17 protein-coding genes, 1 pseudogene and 1 riboswitch are annotated in these 23886 nt (G+C 35.8%); of the genes and pseudogenes, 15 read left to right on the top strand and 3 right to left on the bottom strand.

Annotated features, from left to right (window positions below):
• Positions 1–268 precede the first annotated feature (268 nt).
• The 4 genes from glyQ to MHB61_RS03445 all read left to right on the top strand — a co-directional run bounded on the left by glyQ (position 269) and on the right by MHB61_RS03445 (position 5018).
• The gene (gene glyQ, locus MHB61_RS03460) at positions 269–1222 is read left to right on the top strand and encodes a glycine--tRNA ligase subunit alpha (RefSeq protein ID WP_003130667.1); all 954 of its coding nucleotides are present in this window, start codon (positions 269–271) and stop codon (positions 1220–1222) included.
• Positions 1222–3243, top strand: coding sequence for a glycine--tRNA ligase subunit beta (gene glyS, locus MHB61_RS03455; protein ID WP_003130669.1), 2022 nt, complete (start codon positions 1222–1224; stop codon positions 3241–3243). The genes glyQ and glyS overlap by 1 nt, the downstream gene beginning before the upstream one ends.
• 110 nt (positions 3244–3353) lie before the next feature.
• Entirely contained in the window at positions 3354–3596 is a 243-nt protein-coding gene (locus MHB61_RS03450) for a DUF896 domain-containing protein (protein ID WP_004255340.1), read from the top strand.
• 44 nt (positions 3597–3640) lie between these two features.
• Positions 3641–3715, top strand: a riboswitch (Fluoride riboswitch).
• A gap of 91 nt (positions 3716–3806) precedes the next feature.
• Complete coding sequence (locus tag MHB61_RS03445; protein WP_137015831.1) at positions 3807–5018, top strand: voltage-gated chloride channel family protein; 1212 nt, start codon at positions 3807–3809, stop codon at positions 5016–5018.
• 22 nt (positions 5019–5040) lie between these two features.
• Here the strand turns inward: MHB61_RS03445 and MHB61_RS03440 are convergent, their stop codons facing one another.
• Entirely contained in the window at positions 5041–5628 is a 588-nt protein-coding gene (locus MHB61_RS03440) for a nicotinate-nucleotide adenylyltransferase (protein WP_004255345.1), read from the bottom strand.
• Positions 5629–6167: 539 nt separating this feature from the next.
• Here MHB61_RS03440 and MHB61_RS03435 point away from each other — a divergent pair.
• From MHB61_RS03435 to MHB61_RS03415, 5 genes are all read left to right on the top strand, one after another.
• A complete protein-coding gene (locus MHB61_RS03435; protein ID WP_031296478.1) occupies positions 6168–7640 on the top strand; it encodes a nicotinate phosphoribosyltransferase in 1473 nt (490 codons plus the stop codon).
• Entirely contained in the window at positions 7637–8125 is a 489-nt protein-coding gene (locus MHB61_RS03430) for a GNAT family N-acetyltransferase (protein ID WP_010905757.1), read from the top strand. Before MHB61_RS03435 ends, MHB61_RS03430 begins: the two co-directional genes overlap by 4 nt.
• 60 nt (positions 8126–8185) lie before the next feature.
• Complete coding sequence (gene nadE / locus MHB61_RS03425) at positions 8186–9010, top strand: ammonia-dependent NAD(+) synthetase (RefSeq protein ID WP_137015833.1); 825 nt, start codon at positions 8186–8188, stop codon at positions 9008–9010.
• 127 nt (positions 9011–9137) lie between these two features.
• Positions 9138–9839: an ABC transporter ATP-binding protein gene (locus MHB61_RS03420; RefSeq protein WP_004255356.1), complete on the top strand. Its 702-nt coding sequence runs from the start codon at positions 9138–9140 to the stop codon at positions 9837–9839.
• Between the two features lie 3 nt (positions 9840–9842).
• Entirely contained in the window at positions 9843–12524 is a 2682-nt protein-coding gene (locus MHB61_RS03415) for an FtsX-like permease family protein (protein ID WP_014570573.1), read from the top strand.
• Between the two features lie 75 nt (positions 12525–12599).
• Here the strand turns inward: MHB61_RS03415 and gatD are convergent, their stop codons facing one another.
• Positions 12600–13385 carry a lipid II isoglutaminyl synthase subunit GatD gene (gene gatD, locus MHB61_RS03410; protein ID WP_010905760.1) on the bottom strand — a complete coding sequence of 262 codons (786 nt, stop codon included), beginning with the start codon at positions 13383–13385 and terminating at the stop codon, positions 12600–12602.
• The gene (murT, locus tag MHB61_RS03405; protein WP_003132046.1) at positions 13386–14735 is read right to left on the bottom strand and encodes a lipid II isoglutaminyl synthase subunit MurT; all 1350 of its coding nucleotides are present in this window, start codon (positions 14733–14735) and stop codon (positions 13386–13388) included.
• Positions 14736–14845: 110 nt separating this feature from the next.
• Between murT and MHB61_RS03400 the strand changes: the two genes are divergently transcribed.
• The 6 genes and pseudogenes from MHB61_RS03400 to MHB61_RS03375 all read left to right on the top strand — a co-directional run bounded on the left by MHB61_RS03400 (position 14846) and on the right by MHB61_RS03375 (position 23867).
• Positions 14846–15511, top strand: a complete 666-nt coding sequence (locus tag MHB61_RS03400; RefSeq protein WP_003132047.1) for an acetolactate decarboxylase — start codon at positions 14846–14848, stop codon at positions 15509–15511.
• Between the two features lie 286 nt (positions 15512–15797).
• Positions 15798–17621: a translation elongation factor 4 gene (gene lepA / locus MHB61_RS03395; RefSeq protein WP_003132048.1), complete on the top strand. Its 1824-nt coding sequence runs from the start codon at positions 15798–15800 to the stop codon at positions 17619–17621.
• A 72-nt stretch (positions 17622–17693) separates the two neighbouring features.
• Complete coding sequence (locus tag MHB61_RS03390; RefSeq protein ID WP_310915992.1) at positions 17694–18323, top strand: SDR family oxidoreductase; 630 nt, start codon at positions 17694–17696, stop codon at positions 18321–18323.
• 173 nt (positions 18324–18496) lie between these two features.
• A pseudogene (locus tag MHB61_RS03385) lies at positions 18497–19963 on the top strand (APC family permease).
• Positions 19964–20208: 245 nt separating this feature from the next.
• Positions 20209–22698 (top strand): DNA gyrase subunit A, encoded by a 2490-nt coding sequence (gene gyrA, locus MHB61_RS03380; protein ID WP_010905763.1) that lies wholly within the window; start codon positions 20209–20211, stop codon positions 22696–22698.
• Between the two features lie 83 nt (positions 22699–22781).
• On the top strand, positions 22782–23867 hold the full coding sequence (locus MHB61_RS03375; protein ID WP_003132052.1) for an FAD:protein FMN transferase: 1086 nt from the start codon (positions 22782–22784) through the stop codon (positions 23865–23867).
• Positions 23868–23886: the final 19 nt, after the last annotated feature.

Here is a 23886-nt window from a genome sequence, read left to right as displayed (position 1 = left end):
AGAAAATTGATACCAAATAAGACAGAAGTAAGGTCATCAGTTTATTTTGCCTTGACAAAATGGGAAAATAGAGCTAGAATTTATAGGTAGCGACTCGAAGATAGTGAAAGTTCGAGAACAATAATGGCTTAACTTAAAACTGTAATGAACACAAATAAAGTAAAAAATAAAGGTGGAACCGTGCATTTGCACCCTTTGTCTCTTTTCGGATTTTTTCGAGGATTGATGAGTGTGTGAATTGCGGTTTTTTGAACTTCGGAGGAAAATAATGGCAAATAAAAAACTAGCATTTCAAGATATTATCTTGACCCTACAAGGCTTTTGGTCTAAACAAGGGGCAAACTTGATGCAAGCTTATGATAATGAAGTAGGAGCAGGAACAATGAGCCCTTACACTTTCTTGCGTTCAAACGGACCTGAACCTTGGGGAGCCGCCTATGTGCAACCTTCACGTCGTCCTGCTGACGGTCGTTATGGTGAAAACCCAAATCGGTTGTTCCAACACCACCAATTCCAAGTTGTATTAAAACCATCTCCAAAAAATATCCAAGAACTTTATCTTCAAAGTTTAGCTGAACTTGGAATTGATGCTTTAGAGCATGATATCCGCTTTGTTGAAGATAACTGGGAAAATCCTTCAATGGGATGTGCCGGTATTGGATGGGAAGTTTGGATTGATGGGCAAGAATGTACTCAATTTACTTATTTCCAACAAGTCGGAGGAATTGAAGTTGATTCCGTAACTTCAGAAATCACTTATGGTTTGGAACGTATTGCGACAGTTATTCAAGAGGTTGATTCTGTTTATGACCTTGAATGGGGGAATGGCGTAGCTTACGGAGATATTTTCAAAGAGCCTGAATACGAACATTCTAAATTTGCCTTTGAAGAATCAAACCAAGAGCTTTTACTTAAACTTTTTGGAGAATATGAACAAGAAGCGCTTGATTTATTAGATAAAGGCTTGGTTCACCCAGCTTATGATTATATTTTGAAATCTTCACATACCTTCAATTTACTTGATGCACGTGGAGCAGTTTCTGTAACTGAGCGTGCAGGCTATATGCATAGAGTTCGTACAATGGCACGTAAGGTAGCAAAAACTTTTATTGAAGAACGTGCAAAACTTGGTTTCCCGCTCTTAAAAGACGAAGCTTTACGTGAAAAATACCTTGGTAAAAAAGGAAAATATACTAAGATTGTAGAAGGAGAAGAAAAATAATGACAAATTACTTACTTGAAATTGGTTTGGAAGAAATTCCAGCACATTTGGTGACTCCTTCAATCAATCAATTAGCCGAAAGAATGGAAACTTTTCTTAAAGAAAATCGTTTAGAATTTGATAAAATTATTAAATTTTCAACTCCACGTCGTTTAGCAATTATTGTTGAAGGTTTGGCAGAAGCGTCAGAAGCGATTGATGAAGAAGTTAAAGGTCCATCTGCTAAAATTGCTAAAGATGCGCAAGGGAATTGGTCAAAAGCGATTCAAGGTTTCTCAAGAGGACAAGGAGCTACTCCAGATGATTTAATCCTTAAGGGTGATTATTATTATGCTAAAAAACATATTGACGGAGTAAAAGCAGAAGAAATTCTGTCTAAAGTTGGCGATGAAGTCATCGCAAAAATGACATTCTCAACTTATATGAAATGGGGAAATAATGATTTTCTCTTTGTTCGTCCGATTCAATGGATTGTTTCACTTCTAGAAGATAAAGTTGTTGCTTTTGATTTATTGGACGTAACAGCAAATCGTTTTTCACGAGGCCATCGTTTCTTGGCAAATGTTGAGGTTGAACTCAAAAATGCAAATGATTATGCTAGCAAAATGCCAGAAAACTTTGTTTTAGTTGATGCTGAACATCGTAAAGCAGAAATTTCAGCTCAAATTTTGGCTCTTGCGTCTGAAAATAAATGGCAAGTTACTTTGCATAAAGATTTATTAGAAGAAGTAAATAATATTGTTGAATATCCAACTGCCTTTGTTGGTTCATTTGATCCCAAATATCTTTCTGTTCCAGCAGAAGTTTTAGTGACATCAATGCGTGATAATCAACGTTATTTTGAAGTTTATAACCAAGAAGGTCAACTCGCACCAAACTTTATCTCTGTCCGTAATGGGAACGCTGAAAATATTGAAAATGTAGTGCTCGGAAATGAAAAAGTTTTGGTTGCTCGTCTTGAAGATGCAGAGTTTTTCTGGAAAGAAGACCAAAAACTTAAAATTGAAGATTTGGTCGCTAAACTTGCTAAAGTAACTTTCCATGCTAAAATTGGTTCAATTACTGAACACATGGCGCGAACAAAAGAAATAGCCGCTAAATTAGCTGATATTGCTGGCCTGACTGATGAAGAAAAAAGAGACGTTGCTCGTAGTGCTGAAATTTATAAATTTGACCTTTTGACAGGAATGGTTGGAGAATTTGATGAATTACAAGGGGTAATGGGTGAAAAATATGCGCTTTTAGCTGGTGAAAATGCAAATGTTTCTGCAGCAATTCGTGAACATTATATGCCAACTTCAGCCGAGGGAGAATTGCCTGAAACAAAAGTTGGTTCTGTGCTTGCAGCAGCTGACAAAATTGATTCAGTCCTCTCTTTCTTTAATGTTGGTTTAATTCCTTCTGGTTCAAATGACCCTTATGCCCTACGTCGAGCAGTACAAGGCTTGATTCGTATTATTGAAAAAATGAATTGGCATTTCGATTTATCTTTATTTATCGACCAATTTGAAGGTGAAAATCATCTTGAAATTTTGGATTTCGTCAAAGCACGTATTCAAAAACTCTTGCTTGAAAAACTCGATCGTCATGATATTGTTGAAGCGGCAATTAATAGTTCAAACTTTGATATTACAAACATGATGGAATCGGCTTTTGTCATTGATGGGCACAAACTTCACGAACCTTTTAAACCAGCAATTGAAAATGTTTCGCGTTCAATTAATTTGGTTAAAAAAGCAAAAGATATTAAAGAAATAAATCCAACACTTTTTGAAGAAGATGCAGAAGAAGCTCTTTATAACGTTGTTATTTCTCTTCAAAATCAATGGACTTATATGCCTGGTGAAGAAAAATTCAGAGCAATTGTTCATTCACTTGCACCTGCAATTGAAACTTTCTTTGAAAGTGTAATGGTAATGGCTGAAGATTTATCAGTTCGTGATAATCGTATTGCGTTGTTGTCAGAAGTTGTTGCATTAACAAGTGTTATGGCTGATTTTTCTTTGATTAATACAAAATAAAATTGATAAATTTACTGACAGAAAGTTTATTTATGACTTTAAAAAGCTGTCAGTAAAATTTGAGTTCTGTCAGTAATTTTAACAATATTCATGAAGAAAGGAACTAAGAAATGGCAATTACAAATGAACAAGTAGAACGTATTAATGAATTAGCGCGTAAGAAGAAAGCAGAAGGATTATCAGAAGCTGAGCTTGAAGAACAAGCCCTTTTACGTCGTGCTTACCTCGATAGTGTTAAAGCAAATTTCCGCTCACAAGTTGAAACCATCAAAGTTATTGATGAAAAAACAGGAGAAGATGTTACTCCGGATAAACTTAAAGAAATTCAACGTAAGAATGGGATGCGCGACTGAGCTTTTTCTTGCAAATATTTCATAAAATGTTAAAATAAATATTAATAAATGATGGGTATGGTGCACACCCGAAACCGCTTTAAGAATAAAATCTTAAAACTAATGGCGCCTACAAACAAAAGGCTATCTCCAAGTAGTCTTGTTTGTAGCGCCTTTTGTTTTGTAAAATATTATAAAGTGAGTTAAACTCACAAACAAGGAGTTTCAAAAATGAATTTTTTTAAAGTAGGAATTTCAAGAAGCGCAATTTTATATGTCTTCTTAGCTGTAATTATTGGGGGATTAATTGGTATTGTTGATGCTATATTTGGTCGAGGGCTTATCTATATTACTGAATTTAGAGATAGTCATGCCCTATATTTAATTCCATTTTTAACCTTAGCTGGTCTCTTAATCGTTTATATTTATAAGAATTTTGGTAAAGACAGCCAAAAAGGAATGGTCCTAATTTTTGAAGCGGGGAATCATGGGCGAGAAGATATTCCAAAACGTCTTGTTCCGCTGATTGTTTTCTCGACTTGGCTTTCTCATTTGTTTGGTGCCAGTGTTGGTCGTGAAGGAGTTGCAGTTCAAATTGGTGGTGTGATTGGACATGCGATTGGTAAAAAACTCTCAGCAAAAGAAGCTAAAAAAATACTTTTGATTACTGGTATGGCTGCTGGTTTTGCAGGGCTCTTTCAAACGCCAATCGCGGCAACTTTCTTTGCTATTGAAATTTTAATGTTGGGTAAAATTGAGTATAGAGCTTTAATCCCAGCTTTGGTTGGTTCATATGTTGCAAGTTGGACTTCAAGCAGTTTGGGATTAGAAAAATTTTCTTTCGCAATCAATACTAACATTCATATTGACCCTTTGGTTCTTTTAAAATTGGCTGTCATTGCCGTTTGTTTTGGACTTGTAGGAAGATTTTTTGCGGAATCTTTAGCTTTTATGAAAGCAACCGTCGCTAAAAGAATTGTTAATCCTTATTATAGAATTATTTTGATGGGAATTGTCATCTCAATTGGTTTACTTGTTATTCATTTGGACCGTTATGCTGGTCTTGGGACAAATTTGATTTCTTTAAGTTTTAATGGTGGACATATCAATGGATATGATTGGATATTAAAATTAATCTTTACGGTTTTATCAATTTCTGCTGGATTCCAAGGTGGGGAGGTCACACCACTCTTTGCTATTGGTTCAACATTGGGTGCAGCTTTGGCTATGCTCTTTGGTTTACCTGTCGAATTTGTGGCTGCTGCGGGTTATGTTTCAATTTTTTCAGCCGCAACAAACTCTTATTTTGGGCCAATTTTTATTGCTGCGGAGGTCTTTGGCTTTGGTTCGGTTCAATATATCCTACCAATTATGACAATTGCCTACGTTTTGAATGGAAATTCATCCATTTATGCGCAAGAAGTTCTAAATTTGGAAGTTTAAACAAAAAGATGACCTCTCTGGGTCATCTTTTTTTATATAATTTTTCAGTTTTAATGTAATCAATAACGTTTTGAGGTAAGAAGTAAGTGGGTTCAATATTTTTGGCAAACATTTCCCTTAGCATTGTACTAGAAATTGGTAACAAGGGAGCATCAAGCCAAGTAACAGGATAAGGACTTTTGGAGATTGTATCCGTTCTTCTTAAGGCAATGAATGTCACAAGTTTTAGGAGTTCATCAATTTTGTACCATTTGGGAAGATATTCCACCATGTCGCTACCAATAATGAAATAATAATCGGTATCAGGATTAGCTTCAGTCAGGAGTTTGAGCGTGTCATAACTGTAAGATTTTCCACCACGTTCAATTTCAATCAACTCAAGACCGAGTCTAGGATTTTCTTTGATTGCTAACTCAAGCATTTTAACTCGATGTTTTGCAGAAATGGTTTCTTTTTCATCGACATGAGGTGGAATATTTTCAGGCATTAGTAATACCTTATCCAAATTCATTTGTTGGGCAACTTGGTCAGCCATCATTAAATGAGCATGATGAATTGGATTAAAATTTCCTCCTAATAGACCTACTTTTTTTCTGTTCCCTTTATCCATAAGGGGGCTTTCTCCTTAATTTTTGAAATTATTTAATCTACCAATATTTTGAATCAGTCAATTTATATTGTACCATAGCTCATCGCAATCTATAAGACTAAAGAAAAACTCCTCAAGGGAGTTCTTTAATTTAAGATTCGATTTGGACAATGTATCTACTGTTAATATAATGCTCGGTGTTATCCTCATCAATTACAAGGCAATTTCCGTTGCTGTAACCTTTCTTGAAATGTAAGGCAGAGACGACACTTCCGTCTATTAAGTGGATTTTTACACTATCATTTTGTTTAAGTAGTTTCTTTAGATAACTAATCATAATCCTCTCCTTTCTCCATTACTTCTATTGTAGTACAAAAAACATAAGTGGAGCAAAAAATTGACTAGTTTTATATAAAATACATGGCGAAATTTAAATTATAATTTATTGTATAATTATAAAGGGTTCCCAGTACAAATTTAGGGCAAAATTTGATAAAATAAAGATTAGAATTGCGTTAAAATCGGTATGATTAGCGGAAGTGAATATGGGAGAAAAAATTATGCCACATCTATATCAAGACGACAGTCTTACATTACATACGGACTTATATCAAATTAATATGATGCAAACTTACTTTGAGCTTGGACGACATCAGCGTCAGGCGGTCTTTGAGGTTTTTTTCCGTGAGATGCCCTTTAAAAATGGTTATGCTGTTTTTGCTGGTTTAGAAAGAATGGTTGATTATTTAAAGAATCTTAAATTCTCGGAAACAGATATTGCCTATTTGCGTGAATTAGATTATCCGGAAGATTTTCTAAATTATTTAAAAGAATTGCGTTTTACAGGAACAGTTAGAGCGATGCAAGAAGGACAACTTGCTTTTGCTAACGAACCTTTAGTGCAGGTTGAAGGTTCGCTTGCGGAATGTCAGTTGGTCGAAACAGCTATTCTTAATATTATAAATTTCCAAACTTTGATTGCTACTAAAGCTGCTCGTATCAAATCTGTAATTGGGGATGACCCTTTGTTGGAATTTGGGACAAGACGCGCTCAAGAAATGGATGCAGCCATTTGGGGAACACGAGCAGCAATCATTGGTGGTGCTGATGCGACATCAAACGTTCGTGCAGCTAAAATCTTTGGTTTGAAGGCTAGTGGAACACATGCTCATGCTTTGGTTCAATCTTATGGAAATGATTATGAGGCTTTTAAAGCATACGCACAGACACATAAAGATTGTGTCTTCCTTGTGGATACTTATGATACTTTAAGAGTTGGAGTTCCTTCAGCGATTAAAGTGGCGCGTGAATTTGGCGATAAAATTAATTTCCAAGGTGTACGAATTGATTCTGGAGATATGGCCTATATCTCGAAAAAAGTTCGTCAGCAACTTGATGAAGCAGGATTTACTGATGCAAAAATCTACGCTTCAAATGATTTAGATGAAAACACAATTTTAAGTTTAAAAATGCAAAAAGCAAAAATTGATGTTTGGGGAGTTGGAACTAAATTAATTACGGCTTATGATCAGCCAGCGCTTGGTGCAGTTTATAAATTAGTATCTATGGAAGATGAAAGTGGTCAAATGCAGGATACCATTAAACTTTCAAGTAATGCTGAAAAAGTTTCTACACCAGGTAAAAAACAAGTTTGGCGAATCACCAAAAAAGCAGATGGCAAATCAGAGGGGGATTATATTACATTTTCTGATGAACGCCCAGATGTAGCAGAAGAAATTTACATGTTCCACCCGCTTTATACCTACATCAATAAAAATGTGCGAGACTTCAATGCCAATCCACTTTTGAAAGATATTTTTGTGGACGGCGAATTGATTTATGGATTGCCAAGCTTGCAAGAAATTAAAGAATTTGCTCGTGAAAACCTTGAGGAACTTTGGGATGAATATAAACGTGATTTGAATCCTCAACCTTACCCAGTAGATTTGTCACAAGAATTATGGAATCATAAAATGCGCCTAATTTCACAGGTGCGTACAACAGTATCAATGACGAGATTGGATGATGAATGATGAGAATAAGACGAATAGACCTCTGTGATGCAAGACTTTTCTGGGATGTCCAAAAGCAATTGGATACAGAAAGTAAGTTCATGATGCTTGAACCAGAGGAGCGAAGATTTGATTTTAGCCGAACAATTGGTCGAATTTCACGTTTTGATTTTTTAGTTGGTGCTGATGTTGATGGAAAATTTGTTGGATTTCTGTCAGCCAAAAGAGGGAACGCTAATCGAATTAGAAATACGGCTTATGTTGTTGTAGGAATTATTGAAGAATTTCAACACCAAGGAATTGGTTCTCAACTTTTTGAGGAATTAGAAAGATGGGCAAAAGAAAAAGCAGTAAAACGGTTGGAATTAACGGTAATGATTAATAACTATGCTGCGATTGCCCTTTTTCAAAAACATGGATTCACAATAGAAGGCGTTCGCCGTGAGGCAGTGTGTGTTGATGGGAAATACATTGATGAATTCTATATGAGCAAAATTTTAGATTAAAAATAGTTAATGACAGAGCTGTCAGTAAAATATAGAAACTGTCAGTAAAAGGAAGATAAAATGACATTACAAGATGAAATTATTAAAGAACTTGGTGTGAAACCAGTCATTGATCCTAAAGAAGAAATTAGGGTGTCAGTTGATTTTTTGAAAGATTATCTAAAAAAATATCCTTTCATTAAGTCTTTTGTATTAGGGATTTCTGGTGGTCAAGATTCTAGTTTAGCAGGTCGTCTGGTTCAAATTGCTATCGAAGAAATGCGTCAAGAAACTGCTGATGAGACTTATAAATTTGTAGCAATTCGCCTGCCATATGGTGTTCAAGCTGATGAAGAAGATGCCCAACGTGCGCTTGCTTTCATTCAACCCGATGTCAGTTTGACAGTAAATATTAAAGCTGCTGTTGAAGGACAAGTGGCAGCCCTCAATGAAGCTGGAATTGAAGTATCAGATTTCAACAAAGGAAATATTAAGGCACGGCAACGTATGATTACGCAATATGCTGTGGCTGGTCAATATCAAGGAGCTGTTCTTGGAACAGACCATGCAGCAGAAAATATTACTGGATTTTTCACAAAATTTGGTGATGGTGGAGCAGACTTGCTCCCTCTTTTCCGCTTAAATAAACGCCAAGGAAAAGCACTCTTGGCTGAACTTGGCGCTGACCCAGCCATTTATGAGAAAGTTCCGACTGCAGACCTTGAAGAAGGAAAACCAGGACTTGCTGACGAGATTGCATTAGGTGTGACTTACAATGATATTGATGACTACACAGAAGGTAAAGTGATTTCTGAGGATGCTAAGGCTAAAATCGAAGCATGGTGGAAGAAAACACAACATAAACGTCACTTACCAATTAGTGTTTTTGATGATTTTTGGAAATAAACAAAAAATTACTGACAGGATTTCTGTCAGTAATTTTTTTATTAAAAATGATGAGGACTTGAATAAGAAGTAAAATGTAATTATGATATAATTAACTAAAACGTTTACAACAAAAAGGAGGGATAAGATGACATTTATTGAAGTGATTAATGAGTCTAAAATCTATCAATCAGGACAAGAGAAGATTTATGCCAATGACCAAGTAAATTTTGAAATTGAAAAAGGAGAATTGGCTGTCATTTTAGGTTCCTCTGGGGCAGGTAAATCAACAGTCCTAAATATTTTAGGAGGAATGGATACAAATGATGAGGGAGAGGTTATTATTGATGAGGAAAAAATCTCTAATTTTTCAAACAAAGAATTGATTACCTACCGACGTTATGCCGTTGGTTTCGTTTTTCAATTTTATAATCTTGTCAATAATTTGACAGCACTAGAAAATATCGAATTAGCTTCTGAAATTGTCGAAAATGCTCTTGATGCTAAAGAAGTGCTGAAGAGTGTCGGTCTGGAACATCGGCTTCATAATTTTCCTTCGCAACTTTCTGGTGGCGAGCAGCAAAGAGTAGCGATTGCGCGTGCCATAGCCAAAAATCCAAAAATCTTGCTTTGTGATGAACCAACCGGTGCCTTGGATTATCATACAGGAAAACAAATCTTGAAAATTCTTCAAGATATGGCCAGAAAAGAAGGAAAAACAGTTATTATTGTCACGCATAATGCTGCAATTGCTCCAATTGCCAACCGTGTCATTCAAATGCATGATGGAAAAATTAAACAAATTGATAATAATAGCCAACCAGAAGATATCGATAGAATTGAGTGGTAAGCTATGCGAAAAAAAACTTTAAATAAAGAAATTCGCAGGTCAATTACGGGTTCATTAGGTCGCTTTATTTCTATTTTTTCCTTGATGTTGTTAGGGACTTTCGCTTTTGTCGGACTAAAAGTTTCTGGACCCGATATGAGAAGGACAGCGGAAGATTTTTATGCTCAACATCATTTAGCAGATTTGACGCTAACTTCAACTTTGGGATTGGACCATTCTGACCAGCAATTAATTAACGAAACCAAGGGTGTAAAAAAAGCAGAATTTGGCTATTTTCAAGATTTGGTAATCAAAGGAAAAGAAAATAGTCTGCGTTTATTTTCTAAACCAGATGAATTGTCAACTTATGAGTTAATGTCAGGCAAGTTGCCTCAAAAAGATTCAGAAATTGCTTTAGATTATTTATATGATGGACAATATAAAATAGGACAAACCATTGATTTTACCCCTCCCAAATCTAAGGATTCTGATTTGATAAAAAATCATTCCTTTAAAATTGTTGGATTTGTGAAATCAAGTGAATATGTCGATAAAAGTGATTTTGGCTCAACGACAGTCGGAACGGGTAAACTTAATGGTTATGCGCTTGTTACCAAGGAAGCCTTTGATTCTGATGTTTATATGATTGCTCGCCTATCCTATAAAAACTTACAAAATATCTCCATTTTTGATAGTAAATATGATAGCCGTTTAAAAACCGAACAAAAAACCTTAGAAAATACTTTTAAGAATCAACCAGAAAAACGCTTGGCAGCACTGAAAACTGGCCCAGAAAAACAGATTAATGAAGCGAAAAGTCAAATAGTTGAGGAAGAAAATCAACTCACTCAGCAAGAAAATCAATTAATCGCACAAAAGAATCAAATTGGGGAAAATGCATCCGCTCAAGCGATTGAGCAAATCAATGCAGGCCAAAATCAAAATAATGATGGAAAAGAAAAGATTGCTAAAGCTAAAGCAGAGCTTGCAAAGCAGGAAACAGCCCTAAACCAGCTTGAAAAACCGACTTATCAAATTAATAATCGTAAAGAAGGAAATCCGGGTTACAAGACATTTTTAGATGATTCAACAAGAATTGACAGTCTTTCAAATATTTTTCCAGTAGTTCTTTTTGCGATTGCTTTATTAGTGAGTTTGACAACAATGACTCGTTTTGTGGAAGAAGAGCGAGGAAATCTTGGGTTACTGAAGGCTTTGGGATATTCTAACCGTGATATTCGTAAGAAATTTATGGTCTATGGATTAGTTTCTAGCGGTTTAGGAGCTTTAGTAGGAACAATTATTGGACATACCTTTTTGCCGATAGCGGTATTTAATGCTTACACAGCTTCATCTACCTTTAGCAATTTACGGTTAACATTATCTCCTTTATGGACAATAGTTGCTTTTGCGATAGCTATAGCTTGTAGTCTTTTGCCAGCATATTGGGTTGTCCGAATGGAACTAAAAGAAGTACCAGCCAGTCTCTTTTTAGCAAAAGTACCAAAAGCAGGCTCACGGATTCTTTTAGAGAAAATTAATTTTATTTGGAAAAGAATGAGTTTTACTTATAAAGTGACGGCTCGAAATCTATTTCGCTATAAAAAGAGAATGTTAATGACTATCTTTGGTGTCGCTGGCTGTACCGCTTTACTTGTCATGGGATTTGGAATTCGTGATTCCATTTCTGGTTTATCAAATAAACAATTTGGTCAAATTTTGCACTATGACATGATTACTATTGAAAAAAATAAAGTAAATGACAAAGAAAAAGAAGAGATAGATAAAGAGTTAGCCTCATCAGAAATTGAGAATTATTTGCCGATTGCCTTTGAAAATTTGACAAAAGAAGCCAGTGGCAAATTAGAGAAACAAGAGGTTAACTTAATTGCGACAAATCGTTCTGATGATTTATCAAAATACATTAGCTTAAAATCTCGTAAAAATAGTCAAAAAATTGAATTAAATAACTCTGGAGCAGTCCTTTCAGAAAAATTTGCTGAACTTTTAGACCTTAAAGTTGGTGATTCTCTGACACTAAAAGATAGTGAAAATCAGCCTCATAAGATAAAAGTAGCAGCAATTACTGAAATGTATATGGGCCATTATATTTTCATGAATCAATCGGTTTACCAAAAGGTTTTTAAAAAAGATTTTGTGGCAAATGCCCAATTGATTAAGTTGAAAAATGCGTCTACAAATAATATTCAAAAAATGTCAGCTCAATTTATGCAAGAAGACGGAATTCAAGCAGTTTCACAAAATAGTGATCTCAAAAAGGTGATTGAATCCTTTATGTATGGCATTAATAGTGTCATGATTGTTTTGATTACTTGTGCCATTTTACTTGCGATTGTTGTCATATATAATTTAACAAATATCAATGTTTCCGAGAGAATTCGCGAATTAGCCACAATCAAAGTTTTAGGATTCTATGACCGTGAAGTCACACTTTATATTTATCGAGAAACGATTTTATTAAGCTTTTTAGGAATTCTGGTTGGTTTTGGTTTGGGGGATTATTTCCATCAGGTTATTATGAACCAATTGTCAGCTGACCAAATTATGTTTGCACCGGGATTACTTTGGACAAATCTTTTATTATCGGCAGCAATTACTTTTGCGACTACTCTTTTGCTAGCTATTGTTGTTCATTTCAAATTAAAAGCCGTGGATATGCTTGGGGCTTTGAAATCAGTAGATTAATCATTAATATTTTTACTGACAGCTTTTTAAGAAATAAAAAAATTACTGACAGAAATTTCATCAGTAATTTTTTTATTATTTTTCAACTTTACGTTTGAGGTCACCAATTTGTTGGCCTTTATCTTCGTCAGCTAAAATCTCTTCAAAAGCAGGGAGTTGAATTTCTTCTCCATATTTTTGGTAAAGAGCAGTAGTCACCAAACGATAAGCTAGTCGTGCATTTCTTGAAAGAATTGGCCCATGGAAATAAGTTCCAAAAGTATTTTTGTAAATTAAACCTTCGGTTTGGTCATCTGGATTATTTCCACCACCGTAAACGACGGTTCCTAGTGGCTTTTCGTCATCAGACAGATAGGTAATTCCTGAATGGTTTTCAAAACCATAATATGTTTCACCAAATTCTTCATTGTGAGTTTCAATATCACCAATAAAACGGTCAGTTCGTAAATTTTCAGTATAATGTCCAAGAATTCCCGTTCCTTGAATTTTTGTCCCTTCGGAATTAACATAGTACTGACCGAGCATTTGATAACCACCGCAAATTGCAAGAAGTGGTTTTTCAGATTCAATGTAATCTTTTAAAGGTGCTGACAAGTCAATCAATGATTGATCAGCAATAATTTCTTGCTCATAATCTTGACCACCACCCCAGAAAACAAGGTCATAATCTTCTTTTGCAAAAGTATCACCTAAAGAAACGATATTGAAGGTCATCTCTGCCCCTAATTTTTCTCCGACATACTTGAGCATGAGAATATTTCCATTATCACCATAAGTATTCATTAAATCACCATAAAGATGAGCCACATTGAGGGAATACTTTGGATTTTCAAGATTTGATTTTAAAGAGATATAAGCCATTTAACGCATTTCCTTTCCAAGATAATGACCCTCAGCCAATAATTCACGCATTTGTAACATGGCAGTGTAAGTTGCCAAAATATAAACATGCTCTTTTGGACTCTCTTTAATTGCCTCTAAAACTTCTGAAAGTTCCTTGCGTTCAGAAATATTTTCGGCATTAAAACCTGTCACACGCATTCTTCTAGCCATTTCAGATGAACGAACACCACCTGTGATAATTTGGTCAATTTCCATATCATTAATTAATTCAAAATTAGCATCCCAAATCCAACTTGTGTCAATTCCGTCAGCATAATTGGCATTTAAAAGGCTAACTAAAGTGAAAGGATAATTGGCTAATTTCATCATTTCAAGGGCTTGATTAGCACCTACTGGATTTTTAATCAAAACAATGGTTACTTTTTTTCCGTCAATTTCAAGCGTTTCTTGACGACCAAAAACTGCTTTAGAAAGTTCAAAACCAGCCGCAATTGTTTCTTTTGGCACATTGAAATATTCAGCGACAGATACAGCAGCAAGAGCATTATAAATATTATAAAGTCCGCCAACATTAATTTTATAATCTGTCCCATCAATGACAAATTTAGAAGAAGTATTTGTAATTTCTGATAATTCTGTCAGTTGATAATCTAATTCTGGACGACTAAAACCACAATTTTCACAGATATAATTTCCTAAGTTAGCATAGGTATTCATCTTGTAAGCCAAAATATGATGACAAACCGGACAAACAATCCCCTCAGTATTGTAATGAGCATGAGTAGGTTCATGGCTTTCATGGTTGAAACCATAGTATTTTACAGGATTAACTAATTTTTTTGAGTTGAAAAGTGGACTATCGCCATTTAACAAAACCGTACCTTTAGGACTATTTGCCGCACCCTTGACAATAAAGTCATAAGTTGTATAAATCTCGCCATAGCGGTCCATTTGGTCACGGAAAATATTAGTAAACACAAATAACGAAGGTTTGATATATTCAGTGATTTTTGGCAAACTCGCTTCATCAATCTCAAGAACAGCAAATTTTTTTTCGCCAGTTTTCGCTTTGGGAGCTTTCAAAAATGTGGATACAATCCCCGTTATCATATTAGCCCCAGTTGGATTTGTCACAACCGGTCCAAAAGCCTTTTCTAGAATTCCCACGGTCAGTGCTGTGGTCAATGTTTTTCCATTTGTCCCAGTCACAACAATGATTTCATAATTTTTTGTCAGTGATTTAAGAATTTCAGGATCAAATTTTAAAGCAATTTTTCCTGGTAAAGTTGAACCGCGCTTGAAAAATTTTTCCAAGACAAAGCGCGATGAATTACCAGCAAACTTTGCAAATGAAGTTTTTATTGTCATAAGCAATATTATACCAAATACAGGGATTTTTTGCTCTATAAAATTTGAAAAAAAATTTATAAAACATATTTGATACTACTAACAAAAAAAAGTGATAAAATAATATCATTATGAATAGCAGAATATTCCAACACAATACTTTTACGACACTTTCTAGTGGTTTTTACAAGGGAACGATTACCCTCAAAGAAGCACTAGAACACGGATCAGTCGGTATCGGCACACTTGATACTGCAAATGGAGAAGTGACCATTATCAATGGAATCGCTTATCACGGGGACTCAGAAAATCATGTCCGATTAGTTGAAGAAGATGAGACAATGCCTTATGTGGCAATGGTCGAACATCAGCCAATCGCAAAGTTTACTGACAGCTCTGTCAGTAATTCAGAAGATTTTCTGTCAGCACTGACCAAGCGATTTCCAACAGTAAATACCGCTTATACTATTGTTATGACTGGTCAATTCAAAGAAGTGACAGTCAGTAGCAAACCAGCCAATAACACTCGTCCTTATGACGAAATTATGGCTGACCAACCTTATTTTACAAAAGAAAATATTTCTGGAACTATGGTTGGAGTTTGGGCGCCAAAACATTTGACTGACCTTTTTGGTCTTGGTTTTCACTTACATTTTGTCAGTGATGATAAAACTTTTACCGCACATGTCCAAAATTTCATTACAGAAAATCTTGAGATTGAAATTGGTAAAATAACCAAAATTGACCAAGAATTTCCTGACGATGATGAAAACTTTGACCAGCACTTATTTCAATAATTTTGTCTGATATAGAAGACAGACTTCTCAAATTTTGTTACTATTCAATTGAGAAGTCAGTAATTTGATTAAAATGTAATTTATAGAATATTTTGCTATAAAATAAAAGTAATTATAGCTCTCACAGAACCGCTCTCTACATAATAAGAGCGGTTTTTTATTGCAAAATATGCTATAATTATTCTAACTGATTTTTAGTTATAAAAAAGCAAAAAGAAAGTTCAGTGGATGAAAAGTAAATTTCAAACCAGTTTAGGTCCACAAGAACTCTTATAAAGGAATCAAAATGAATCTACAAGAAATGAACGCGCGTAAGGAAAAAATTCGTAATTTTTCGATTATCGCCCATATTGACCACGGAAAATCAACACTTGCTGACCGTATTCTCGAGCAAACTGAAACTGTTTCAAAACGAGAAATGCAAGCTCAACTTCTTGACTCAATGGACCTTGAACGTGAACGCGGAATTACCATTAAATTAAATGCTATTGAGTTAAATTATAAAGCCAAAGATGGTGAAACTTATATTTTCCACCTCATTGACACGCCGGGTCACGTCGATTTTACTTATGAAGTTTCACGAAGCCTTGCTGCCTGTGAGGGAGCAATATTAGTTGTTGATGCCGCACAAGGAATCGAAGCCCAAACCCTTGCAAATGTTTATCTTGCTTTGGATAATGACCTTGAAATTTTACCAGTCATCAATAAGATTGACCTACCAGCTGCTGACCCAGAAATGGTCCGTCAAGAAATTGAAGATGTGATTGGTTTAGATGCCTCTGAAGCCATTCTTGCTTCAGCCAAAGCTGGGATTGGTATTGAAGAAATTCTTGAACAGATTGTTGAGAAAGTTCCTGCCCCTCAAGGTGAAGTTGACGCTCCGCTCAAGGCTTTGATTTTTGACTCAGTTTATGATGCATATCGAGGCGTTATCCTTCAAATACGGGTCATTGACGGCTCGCTTAAAGTTGGGGACCGTATTCAATTGATGAGTAACGGTAAAGAATTTGATGTCACAGAAGTCGGTATTTTCACGCCAAAAGCTGTTTCTCGTGATTTCTTGATGGCTGGAGATGTTGGTTATGTAGCAGCATCTATTAAAACCGTTGCGGACACACGTGTCGGAGATACCGTGACCCTCGCATCAAATCCAGCAACTGAGGCGCTAAAGGGTTATAAAGAAATGAATCCAATGGTATTTGCGGGGATTTATCCAATTGAATCAAATAAATTCAATGACTTGCGCGAAGCTCTAGAAAAACTTCAATTAAATGATGCTAGTCTTCGTTTTGAACCTGAAACATCGCAAGCGCTTGGTTTCGGATTCCGTTGTGGTTTCCTCGGTCTTTTGCATATGGATGTCATTCAAGAGCGTTTAGAACGTGAATTTGGTATTGATTTGATCATGACCGCGCCATCCGTTGTTTATCATATCAATACAACGGACGGTGAAACCCTTGAAGTAGCCAACCCATCAGAATTCCCAGATCCTACACGCATTGAAAACATCGAAGAACCATTTGTTAAAGCTCAAATCATGGTACCAAATGATTTCGTTGGTCCGGTTATGGAATTAGCTCAACGGAAACGTGGAATTTTCCTAACAATGGATTATTTAGACGCAAATCGGGTCAATATCATATATAATATTCCATTGAGTGAAATTGTCTTTGATTTCTTTGATAAACTTAAATCATCAACTAAAGGTTATGCCAGCTTTGATTATGAGATTTCTGATTATCGTCCATCAAATCTTGTGAAAATGGACATTCTCTTAAATGCCGAAAAAGTCGATGCCTTAAGTTTCATTGTCCACAAAGACTTTGCCTTTGAACGCGGAAAAGTCATTGTTGAAAAACTTAAAAAACTCATTCCACGTCAACAATTCGAAGTGCCAATTCAAGCGACTATCGGAAATAAAATCGTTGCCCGTTCAGATATTAAAGCTCTTCGTAAAAACGTATTGGCCAAATGTTATGGTGGTGATATTTCCCGCAAACGAAAACTCCTTGAAAAACAAAAAGCCGGTAAAAAGCGGATGAAAGCCATTGGTTCAGTAGAAGTCCCTCAAGAAGCCTTCTTATCTGTGCTCTCAATGGATGAAGAATAAAACATCTTAAAATCACCATCAAGGTGGTTTTTTGTTACAATAAAAGAAGTAGAAAAGAGGTAGAAAATGTAAATATTTATCGTTGGAAGTACCGGACGTGTAGGTAAAAGTTTGCTTAAATCTCTCTCAACAACGGACTATCAAATCTATGCTGGAGCAAGAAAAGTTGAGCAAGTTCCTCAATATAATAATGTAAAAGCAGTTCATTTTGATGTTGATTGGACACCAGAGGAAATGGCCAAACAATTACATGGAATTGATGCAATTATTAATGTTTCAGGCTCAGGTGGAAAAAGTTTATTGAAAGTTGACTTATATGGGGCTGTCAAACTCATGCAGGCAGCTGAGAAAGCAGAAGTTAAACGATTTATCTTACTAAGTACGATTTTTTCTCTTCAACCAGAAAAATGGATTGGTGCCGGCTTTGATGCATTAAAAGATTATTATATTGCTAAACATTTTGCTGATTTATATCTTACTAAAGAAACAAATTTAGATTATACAATCATTCAACCTGGAGCATTAACAGAGGAAGAGGCAACAGGATTGATTGATATTAATGATGAGGTTTCTGCAAGTAACACAATAGGAGATGTGGCAGATACTATCAAAGAATTAGTGATGACCGATCATTCAATTGGAAAAGTCATTTCAATGCACAATGGAAAAACGGCGATTAAAGAAGCTCTTGAAAGTCTTTAAACTTTTCTTAATATTTAAAAGATACTTAAAAATTTAAGTATCTTTTTTGATTACAGTAAAAAATTGACAGGAGAGACTGTAATATTTTATAATTTTAATGACGCTTAAAAGAAAGCGCTAAACAATAAATTGTCAATGTCCGCAATTTATTCAAAAAACACGTAAGGAGTTTTATGGACACTAAAAAAATTAGATAGTTCACCGTCGCATTCATTGCCTTTAACATGGTTTGGGGAATGGGGAATGTTGTCAATAACTTTGCCCAACAAGGAATTACTGTTGTTACCTCATGGCTGTTAATTTTGGCTTTGTACTTTATTCCCTATGCACTTATTGTTGGTCAACTGGGTTCAACTTTTAAAGATAGTAAAGGTGGGGTCAGTTCATGGGTTGAAAATACCAGTACGAAACGCTTGGCTTATTATGCCGCATGGACTTATTGGGTAGTTCACATTCCTTATTTGGCTCAAAAACCACAAGCGATTTTGATTGCTTTTGGTTGGGTGGGTCAAGGAAACGGAAATCTGGTCAGTCAAATGTCGATGACCGCTGTTGCTCTTATTTCATTAGCGATTTTTTTAGCTTTCTTATGGTTGTCAACAAAAGGGTTAAGTACTCTGAAAGTGATTGGTGGACTTGCGGGAACAGCAATGTTTGTTATGAGTTTACTTTTCATTGTCATGGCGATTGGAGCACCTTTTATCGCAAAAGATTTCCACATTGCAACGCCTGACATGGGAAATATTAAAACTTATATCCCTAAATTTGACTTCAGTTATTTCACAACTATCTCAATGCTGGTTTTTGCTGTCGGTGGTGCTGAAAAAATTTCTCCTTATGTTAATCAAACGAAAAACCCAGCAAAAGAATTTCCAAGAGGGATGTTTTTACTTGCTGGAATGGTTGGTATCTGTGCCGTTTTAGGTTCGATTGCCATGGGAATGATTTTCTCAAGCGGTAATTTACCAAATGATTTAATGGCTAACGGTGCTTATGCCGCATTCCAAATTTTAGGTCAACACTTTGGTGTCGGAAACTTTTTAATGATTGTTTATGCTTTAACTAACGGTGTAGGACAAATTGCTGCCTTAGCTTTCTCTATTGATGCGCCATTACGCATTTTACTTGCTGATGCTGACCCAGAATTCGTTTCAGCATGGTTGCGTAAAAAAACGAACAAAGGAACGCTTAAAAATGGTTATACATTAACAGGGATTCTTGTAAGTATCATTATTCTTTTACCGTTACTTGGAATCGGAGATATGAATGAATTAGTCAAATGGTTGACTAATTTAAATTCAGTTGTGATGCCAATGCGTTATCTTTGGGTCTTCTTTGCCTTCATTATGTTAAATCGGGCAGTAAAACATTTTCAATCTGAATATAAATTTATCAAACAAAAACGTCTAGCCATGATTGCTGGTGCTTGGTGTTTCCTCTTTACACTCATCGCCTGCGTGTTAGGGATGGTTCCAAAATTGGACTATGCTGCTAATCCATCTGCATGGTGGTTCCAACTTGCATCGAATATTTTGACACCAATTGTTTTAATTTTACTTGGTATGCTTTTGCCTTTCATTGCTCGTCGTGAACAACGCAAAACAAATGGTCTTGATTTAAATTCGCTCAATGTGGAATAAAGCCAGATTATCCCTGATTTTTTCAGGGTTTTTTGATGTTTTTTTTAGAATAAAACAAAAGGATAAGTATTCTTAAAAATATCTAAGGATAAATTGTAAAAACTAGTCTATATCTATGAGAAAAGCTGACTTTTTGTGTGAAATTTGGTATAATATAGTTAATCTGTTTGTCAATTGGGGCAAACTCTTCCGAAAGCAAGAAAGGAAAGTAAAATTTCATTTTAATGAGATTTTACAAGGCAAACATGCAAGACAAAAATGTTATCAATGTCAATTTAGTTGAGGAGATGAAGACGTCATTTCGTGACTATGCAATGTCAGTTATCGTTGCACGGGCACTTCCTGATGTACGTGATGGTTTAAAACCCGTTCACCGTCGTATTCTCTACGGAATGAATGAACTTGGAAATACTCCAGATAAACCACATAAAAAATCGGCACGTATTGTCGGTGAAGTTATGGGTAAATATCACCCACACGGAGACAGTTCAATCTATGAAGCAATGGTACGTATGGCTCAATGGTGGTCTTATCGTCATATGCTTGCTGACGGACACGGTAACTTTGGTTCAATGGACGGTGACGGTGCCGCAGCGATGCGTTATACCGAAGCTCGTTTAAGTAAAATTGCCATGGAAATGTTGCGTGATATCAACAAAAATACCGTTGATTTCATGGACAATTTCGACGGTACTGAACGTGAACCGCTCGTTTTACCTGCTCGTTTTCCAAACCTTTTAGTTAATGGAACCACAGGGATTGCCGTTGGGATGGCAACAAACATTCCACCACATAATCTGGGTGAAACAATCGATGCAGTAGATATGCTCATGGAAAATCCAGAAGCATCAGTTACTGATTTAATGTCTGTGATTCCTGGACCTGACTTCCCAACAGGGGCTTTGGTTATGGGTAAATCTGGTATTCGCCGTGCTTATGAAACTGGTAAAGGTTCAATTACATTACGTGCAAAAACCCACATTGAAGAAATGGCTGGTGGGAAAGAACGTATTGTTGTGACTGAACTACCATATATGGTCAATAAAGCACGGTTGGTTGAACATATTGTTCGTTTAAACCATGAAAAACGAATTGAAGGATTGACTGCGGTTCGTGATGAATCCAACCGTGAAGGAATTCGCGTGGTTATCGAAGTTCGTCGTGACTTATCAGCACACGTTATCTTAAATAATCTGTTCAAACTAACAAGTTTGCAAACTTCATTTGGTTTCAATATGTTGGCTATCGAAAAAGGAATTCCTAAAATTCTTTCTTTGAAAGAAATCTTAGTTGATTATATTGAACATCAAATAGAAGTTGTTGAACGTCGTACAGCCTTTGATAAAGCACGTGCAGAAGCACGCGCACATATCTTGGAAGGTTTACGTATCGCTCTTGACAATATTGACCGTATCATTACAATTATCCGTGAATCACAAACGGATGCCATTGCACAAAAAACAATGATGGATGAATTCCTCCTCTCTGAAAAACAATCGCAAGCTATTCTTGATATGCGTTTGCGTCGTTTGACCGGATTGGAACGTGATAAAATTGAGGCAGAATATCAAGATTTAGTCGCTTTGATTGCTGACTTAGCCGATATTTTGGCAAAACCTGAACGTGTTAAGAAAATTATTCGTGAAGAATTAGAAGAAGTTAAACGTAAATTTGCTGACAAACGTCGAACAGAATTGTTAGTTGGTGAAGTTCTTACTCTTGAAGATGAAGATTTGATTGAGGAAGAAGATGTATTGATTACTTTATCAAATAAAGGATATATCAAACGTCTAGCTAATGACGAATTCCGTGCCCAAAATCGTGGTGGACGTGGTGTTCAAGGAATGGGAATGTCTGATGATGACTTTGTTCAACATTTGGTATCTACATCAACACATGATCATTTACTCTTCTTTACAAATCTTGGACGTGTTTACCGAATGAAAGGATATGAAATTCCTGAATACGGTCGGACAGCAAAAGGATTGCCAATTGTCAATCTCCTCAAGCTTGATGACGGTGAAAAAATTGCAACAATCATCAATGTTGACCGTGACCAAGCGGCGAAATATCTCTTCTTCACAACACGTAACGGAATTGTTAAACGAACTTCAACCAGTCAATTTAGCAATATTCGGACAAATGGTTTGAAGGCTTTGAAACTCCGAGATGGTGACGAACTGATTAATGTGCTTAGAACTTCGGGTGAAGATGAGGTGATTATCGGAACTCATTTGGGATACTCAGTTCGCTTTAAAGGTGCAGTTGTTCGTGATATGGGACGTGCAGCAGCCGGTGTTAAAGGGGTTAACCTCAGAGAAGGCGACTATGTTGTCGGAACTTCACGAATTGATGACAGTCAAGAAGTCCTTGTTATCTCAGAAAATGGTCTTGGTAAACGAACTCAGGCTTCAGAATATCCAACAAAAGGCCGTGGTGGTAAAGGGATGAAAGTCATGAATGTCACAGAAAGAACTGGTAAATTAGCTGGTTTAACTGCTGTCAATGGTGACGAAGATTTGATGGTTATTACAGATACAGGGGTTATTATCCGTACAAATGTGGCTAACATTTCTCAAACTGGTCGAGCTGCCCAAGGGGTTAAAGTAATGCGACTTGATGATGAAGCACAAATTGTAACCTTTGCACTTGTAGATCCAGTCATTGAAGATGAAGAAGTTGATGCGCCAGAACTTACTGATGAAACAATTTCTACTGACAATAACGAAGAATAATTGAAAAGAAAGTCTGCCAGTTACTGACAGACTTTCTGACTGAATAAGATGGTGCTGACAGGTCTGTCAGTAAAAATTAGAGAATGAAAAAAATAATAATTTGGGTTCTAGCAGCACTTAGTTTAATTAGCTTAAGTGCTTGCGCTAATGGAAAATCTAGTCAAAAAGATAATCGTAATTTATTAACGTCACCAATTAATAAAGACGTGACGACAATGGGAACTTACATTAAAGTCACTGTTTATGACAAAGGAAAAGAAGCTGCAGTTGAAAAGGCTCTAAAACTTCCTGTTGAATACAATAATTTAACAACCGTTAATCAATCAGGTTCACAAATTGATGAGATTAACCAAAATGCAGGAATTAAACCTATCAAGGTGAATTCAAATGTATATGAATTAGTTAAAGCTGGTTATAACTATTCAGCTAAAGATTTAGGTTATGATATTACAATTGGTTCACTGACAAGTCTTTGGAATATTGGAATGGATAACGCTAGAAAGCCTGCTCAATCAGAAATTGATCAAGTTTTGCCTTTAATTAATTATCATGACATAAAATTTGATGATAAAAATGAAACAATTTATCTGACACAAAAAGGCGCTCGTTTGGACTTGGGTTCCATTGTCAAAGGGTTTGTTGCCATGAAAATGGTTGATTCACTCAAAAAAGATGGTGTTACCACAGGAATTGTCAACTTGGGTTCTAGTTCGATTTATGTGATTGGTCATTCACCGAGAGGTGCTGACAGTCCGTGGACAATCGGAATTAAGAATCCAAATGATCCAACTGGGACTCAAATGGGGATTATTAAAGCTTCTAATGAGCACGTCAATACTTCAGGAATTTACGAGAGATATTTAGAAGTTGATGGGCATAAATACAGTCATATTTTAAATCCTAAGACAGGCTATCCTTTTGAGAATGATATTGCCAGTATCACCTTGTTAATTTCAGGAAAAGATAAGACCAATGGTGATGGTTTGTCAACAATGATATACGCTATGGGAACTAAAAAAGGTTACGAATACGTTGAAAAGTTGAAAAACATTGAGGCTGTATTTGTTGATAAAGATAATAAGGTTTATATCACACCTGGACTGAAAGACAAATTTCAGCTTTCAGATAAAAAAACATTTGAAGTTGGTAATATTACAAACTTAAAATAATTGTTTAAATCTTGCTATA

This window comes from Lactococcus sp. FSL K6-0773, from assembly GCF_038006485.1.
Lineage (GTDB): Bacteria > Bacillota > Bacilli > Lactobacillales > Streptococcaceae > Lactococcus > Lactococcus lactis.
Note: the sequence above shows the minus strand (reverse complement) of the source record. Positions and strands in the feature narration are given on the sequence as shown.

Excerpts from the sequence above, each read along its gene's own strand:
- glyQ (WP_003130667.1), top strand. The coding sequence starts at position 269 with ATGGCAAATAAAAAACTAGCATTTCAAGATATTATCTTGACCCTACAA.
- glyS (WP_003130669.1), top strand. The coding sequence starts at position 1,222 with ATGACAAATTACTTACTTGAAATTGGTTTGGAAGAAATTCCAGCACAT.
- MHB61_RS03450 (WP_004255340.1), top strand. The coding sequence starts at position 3,354 with ATGGCAATTACAAATGAACAAGTAGAACGTATTAATGAATTAGCGCGT.
- MHB61_RS03445 (WP_137015831.1), top strand. The coding sequence starts at position 3,807 with ATGAATTTTTTTAAAGTAGGAATTTCAAGAAGCGCAATTTTATATGTC.
- MHB61_RS03440 (WP_004255345.1), bottom strand. The coding sequence starts at position 5,628 with ATGGATAAAGGGAACAGAAAAAAAGTAGGTCTATTAGGAGGAAATTTT.
- MHB61_RS03435 (WP_031296478.1), top strand. The coding sequence starts at position 6,168 with ATGCCACATCTATATCAAGACGACAGTCTTACATTACATACGGACTTA.
- MHB61_RS03430 (WP_010905757.1), top strand. The coding sequence starts at position 7,637 with ATGATGAGAATAAGACGAATAGACCTCTGTGATGCAAGACTTTTCTGG.
- nadE (WP_137015833.1), top strand. The coding sequence starts at position 8,186 with ATGACATTACAAGATGAAATTATTAAAGAACTTGGTGTGAAACCAGTC.
- MHB61_RS03420 (WP_004255356.1), top strand. The coding sequence starts at position 9,138 with ATGACATTTATTGAAGTGATTAATGAGTCTAAAATCTATCAATCAGGA.
- MHB61_RS03415 (WP_014570573.1), top strand. The coding sequence starts at position 9,843 with ATGCGAAAAAAAACTTTAAATAAAGAAATTCGCAGGTCAATTACGGGT.
- gatD (WP_010905760.1), bottom strand. The coding sequence starts at position 13,385 with ATGGCTTATATCTCTTTAAAATCAAATCTTGAAAATCCAAAGTATTCC.
- murT (WP_003132046.1), bottom strand. The coding sequence starts at position 14,735 with ATGACAATAAAAACTTCATTTGCAAAGTTTGCTGGTAATTCATCGCGC.
- MHB61_RS03400 (WP_003132047.1), top strand. The coding sequence starts at position 14,846 with ATGAATAGCAGAATATTCCAACACAATACTTTTACGACACTTTCTAGT.
- lepA (WP_003132048.1), top strand. The coding sequence starts at position 15,798 with ATGAATCTACAAGAAATGAACGCGCGTAAGGAAAAAATTCGTAATTTT.
- gyrA (WP_010905763.1), top strand. The coding sequence starts at position 20,209 with ATGCAAGACAAAAATGTTATCAATGTCAATTTAGTTGAGGAGATGAAG.
- MHB61_RS03375 (WP_003132052.1), top strand. The coding sequence starts at position 22,782 with ATGAAAAAAATAATAATTTGGGTTCTAGCAGCACTTAGTTTAATTAGC.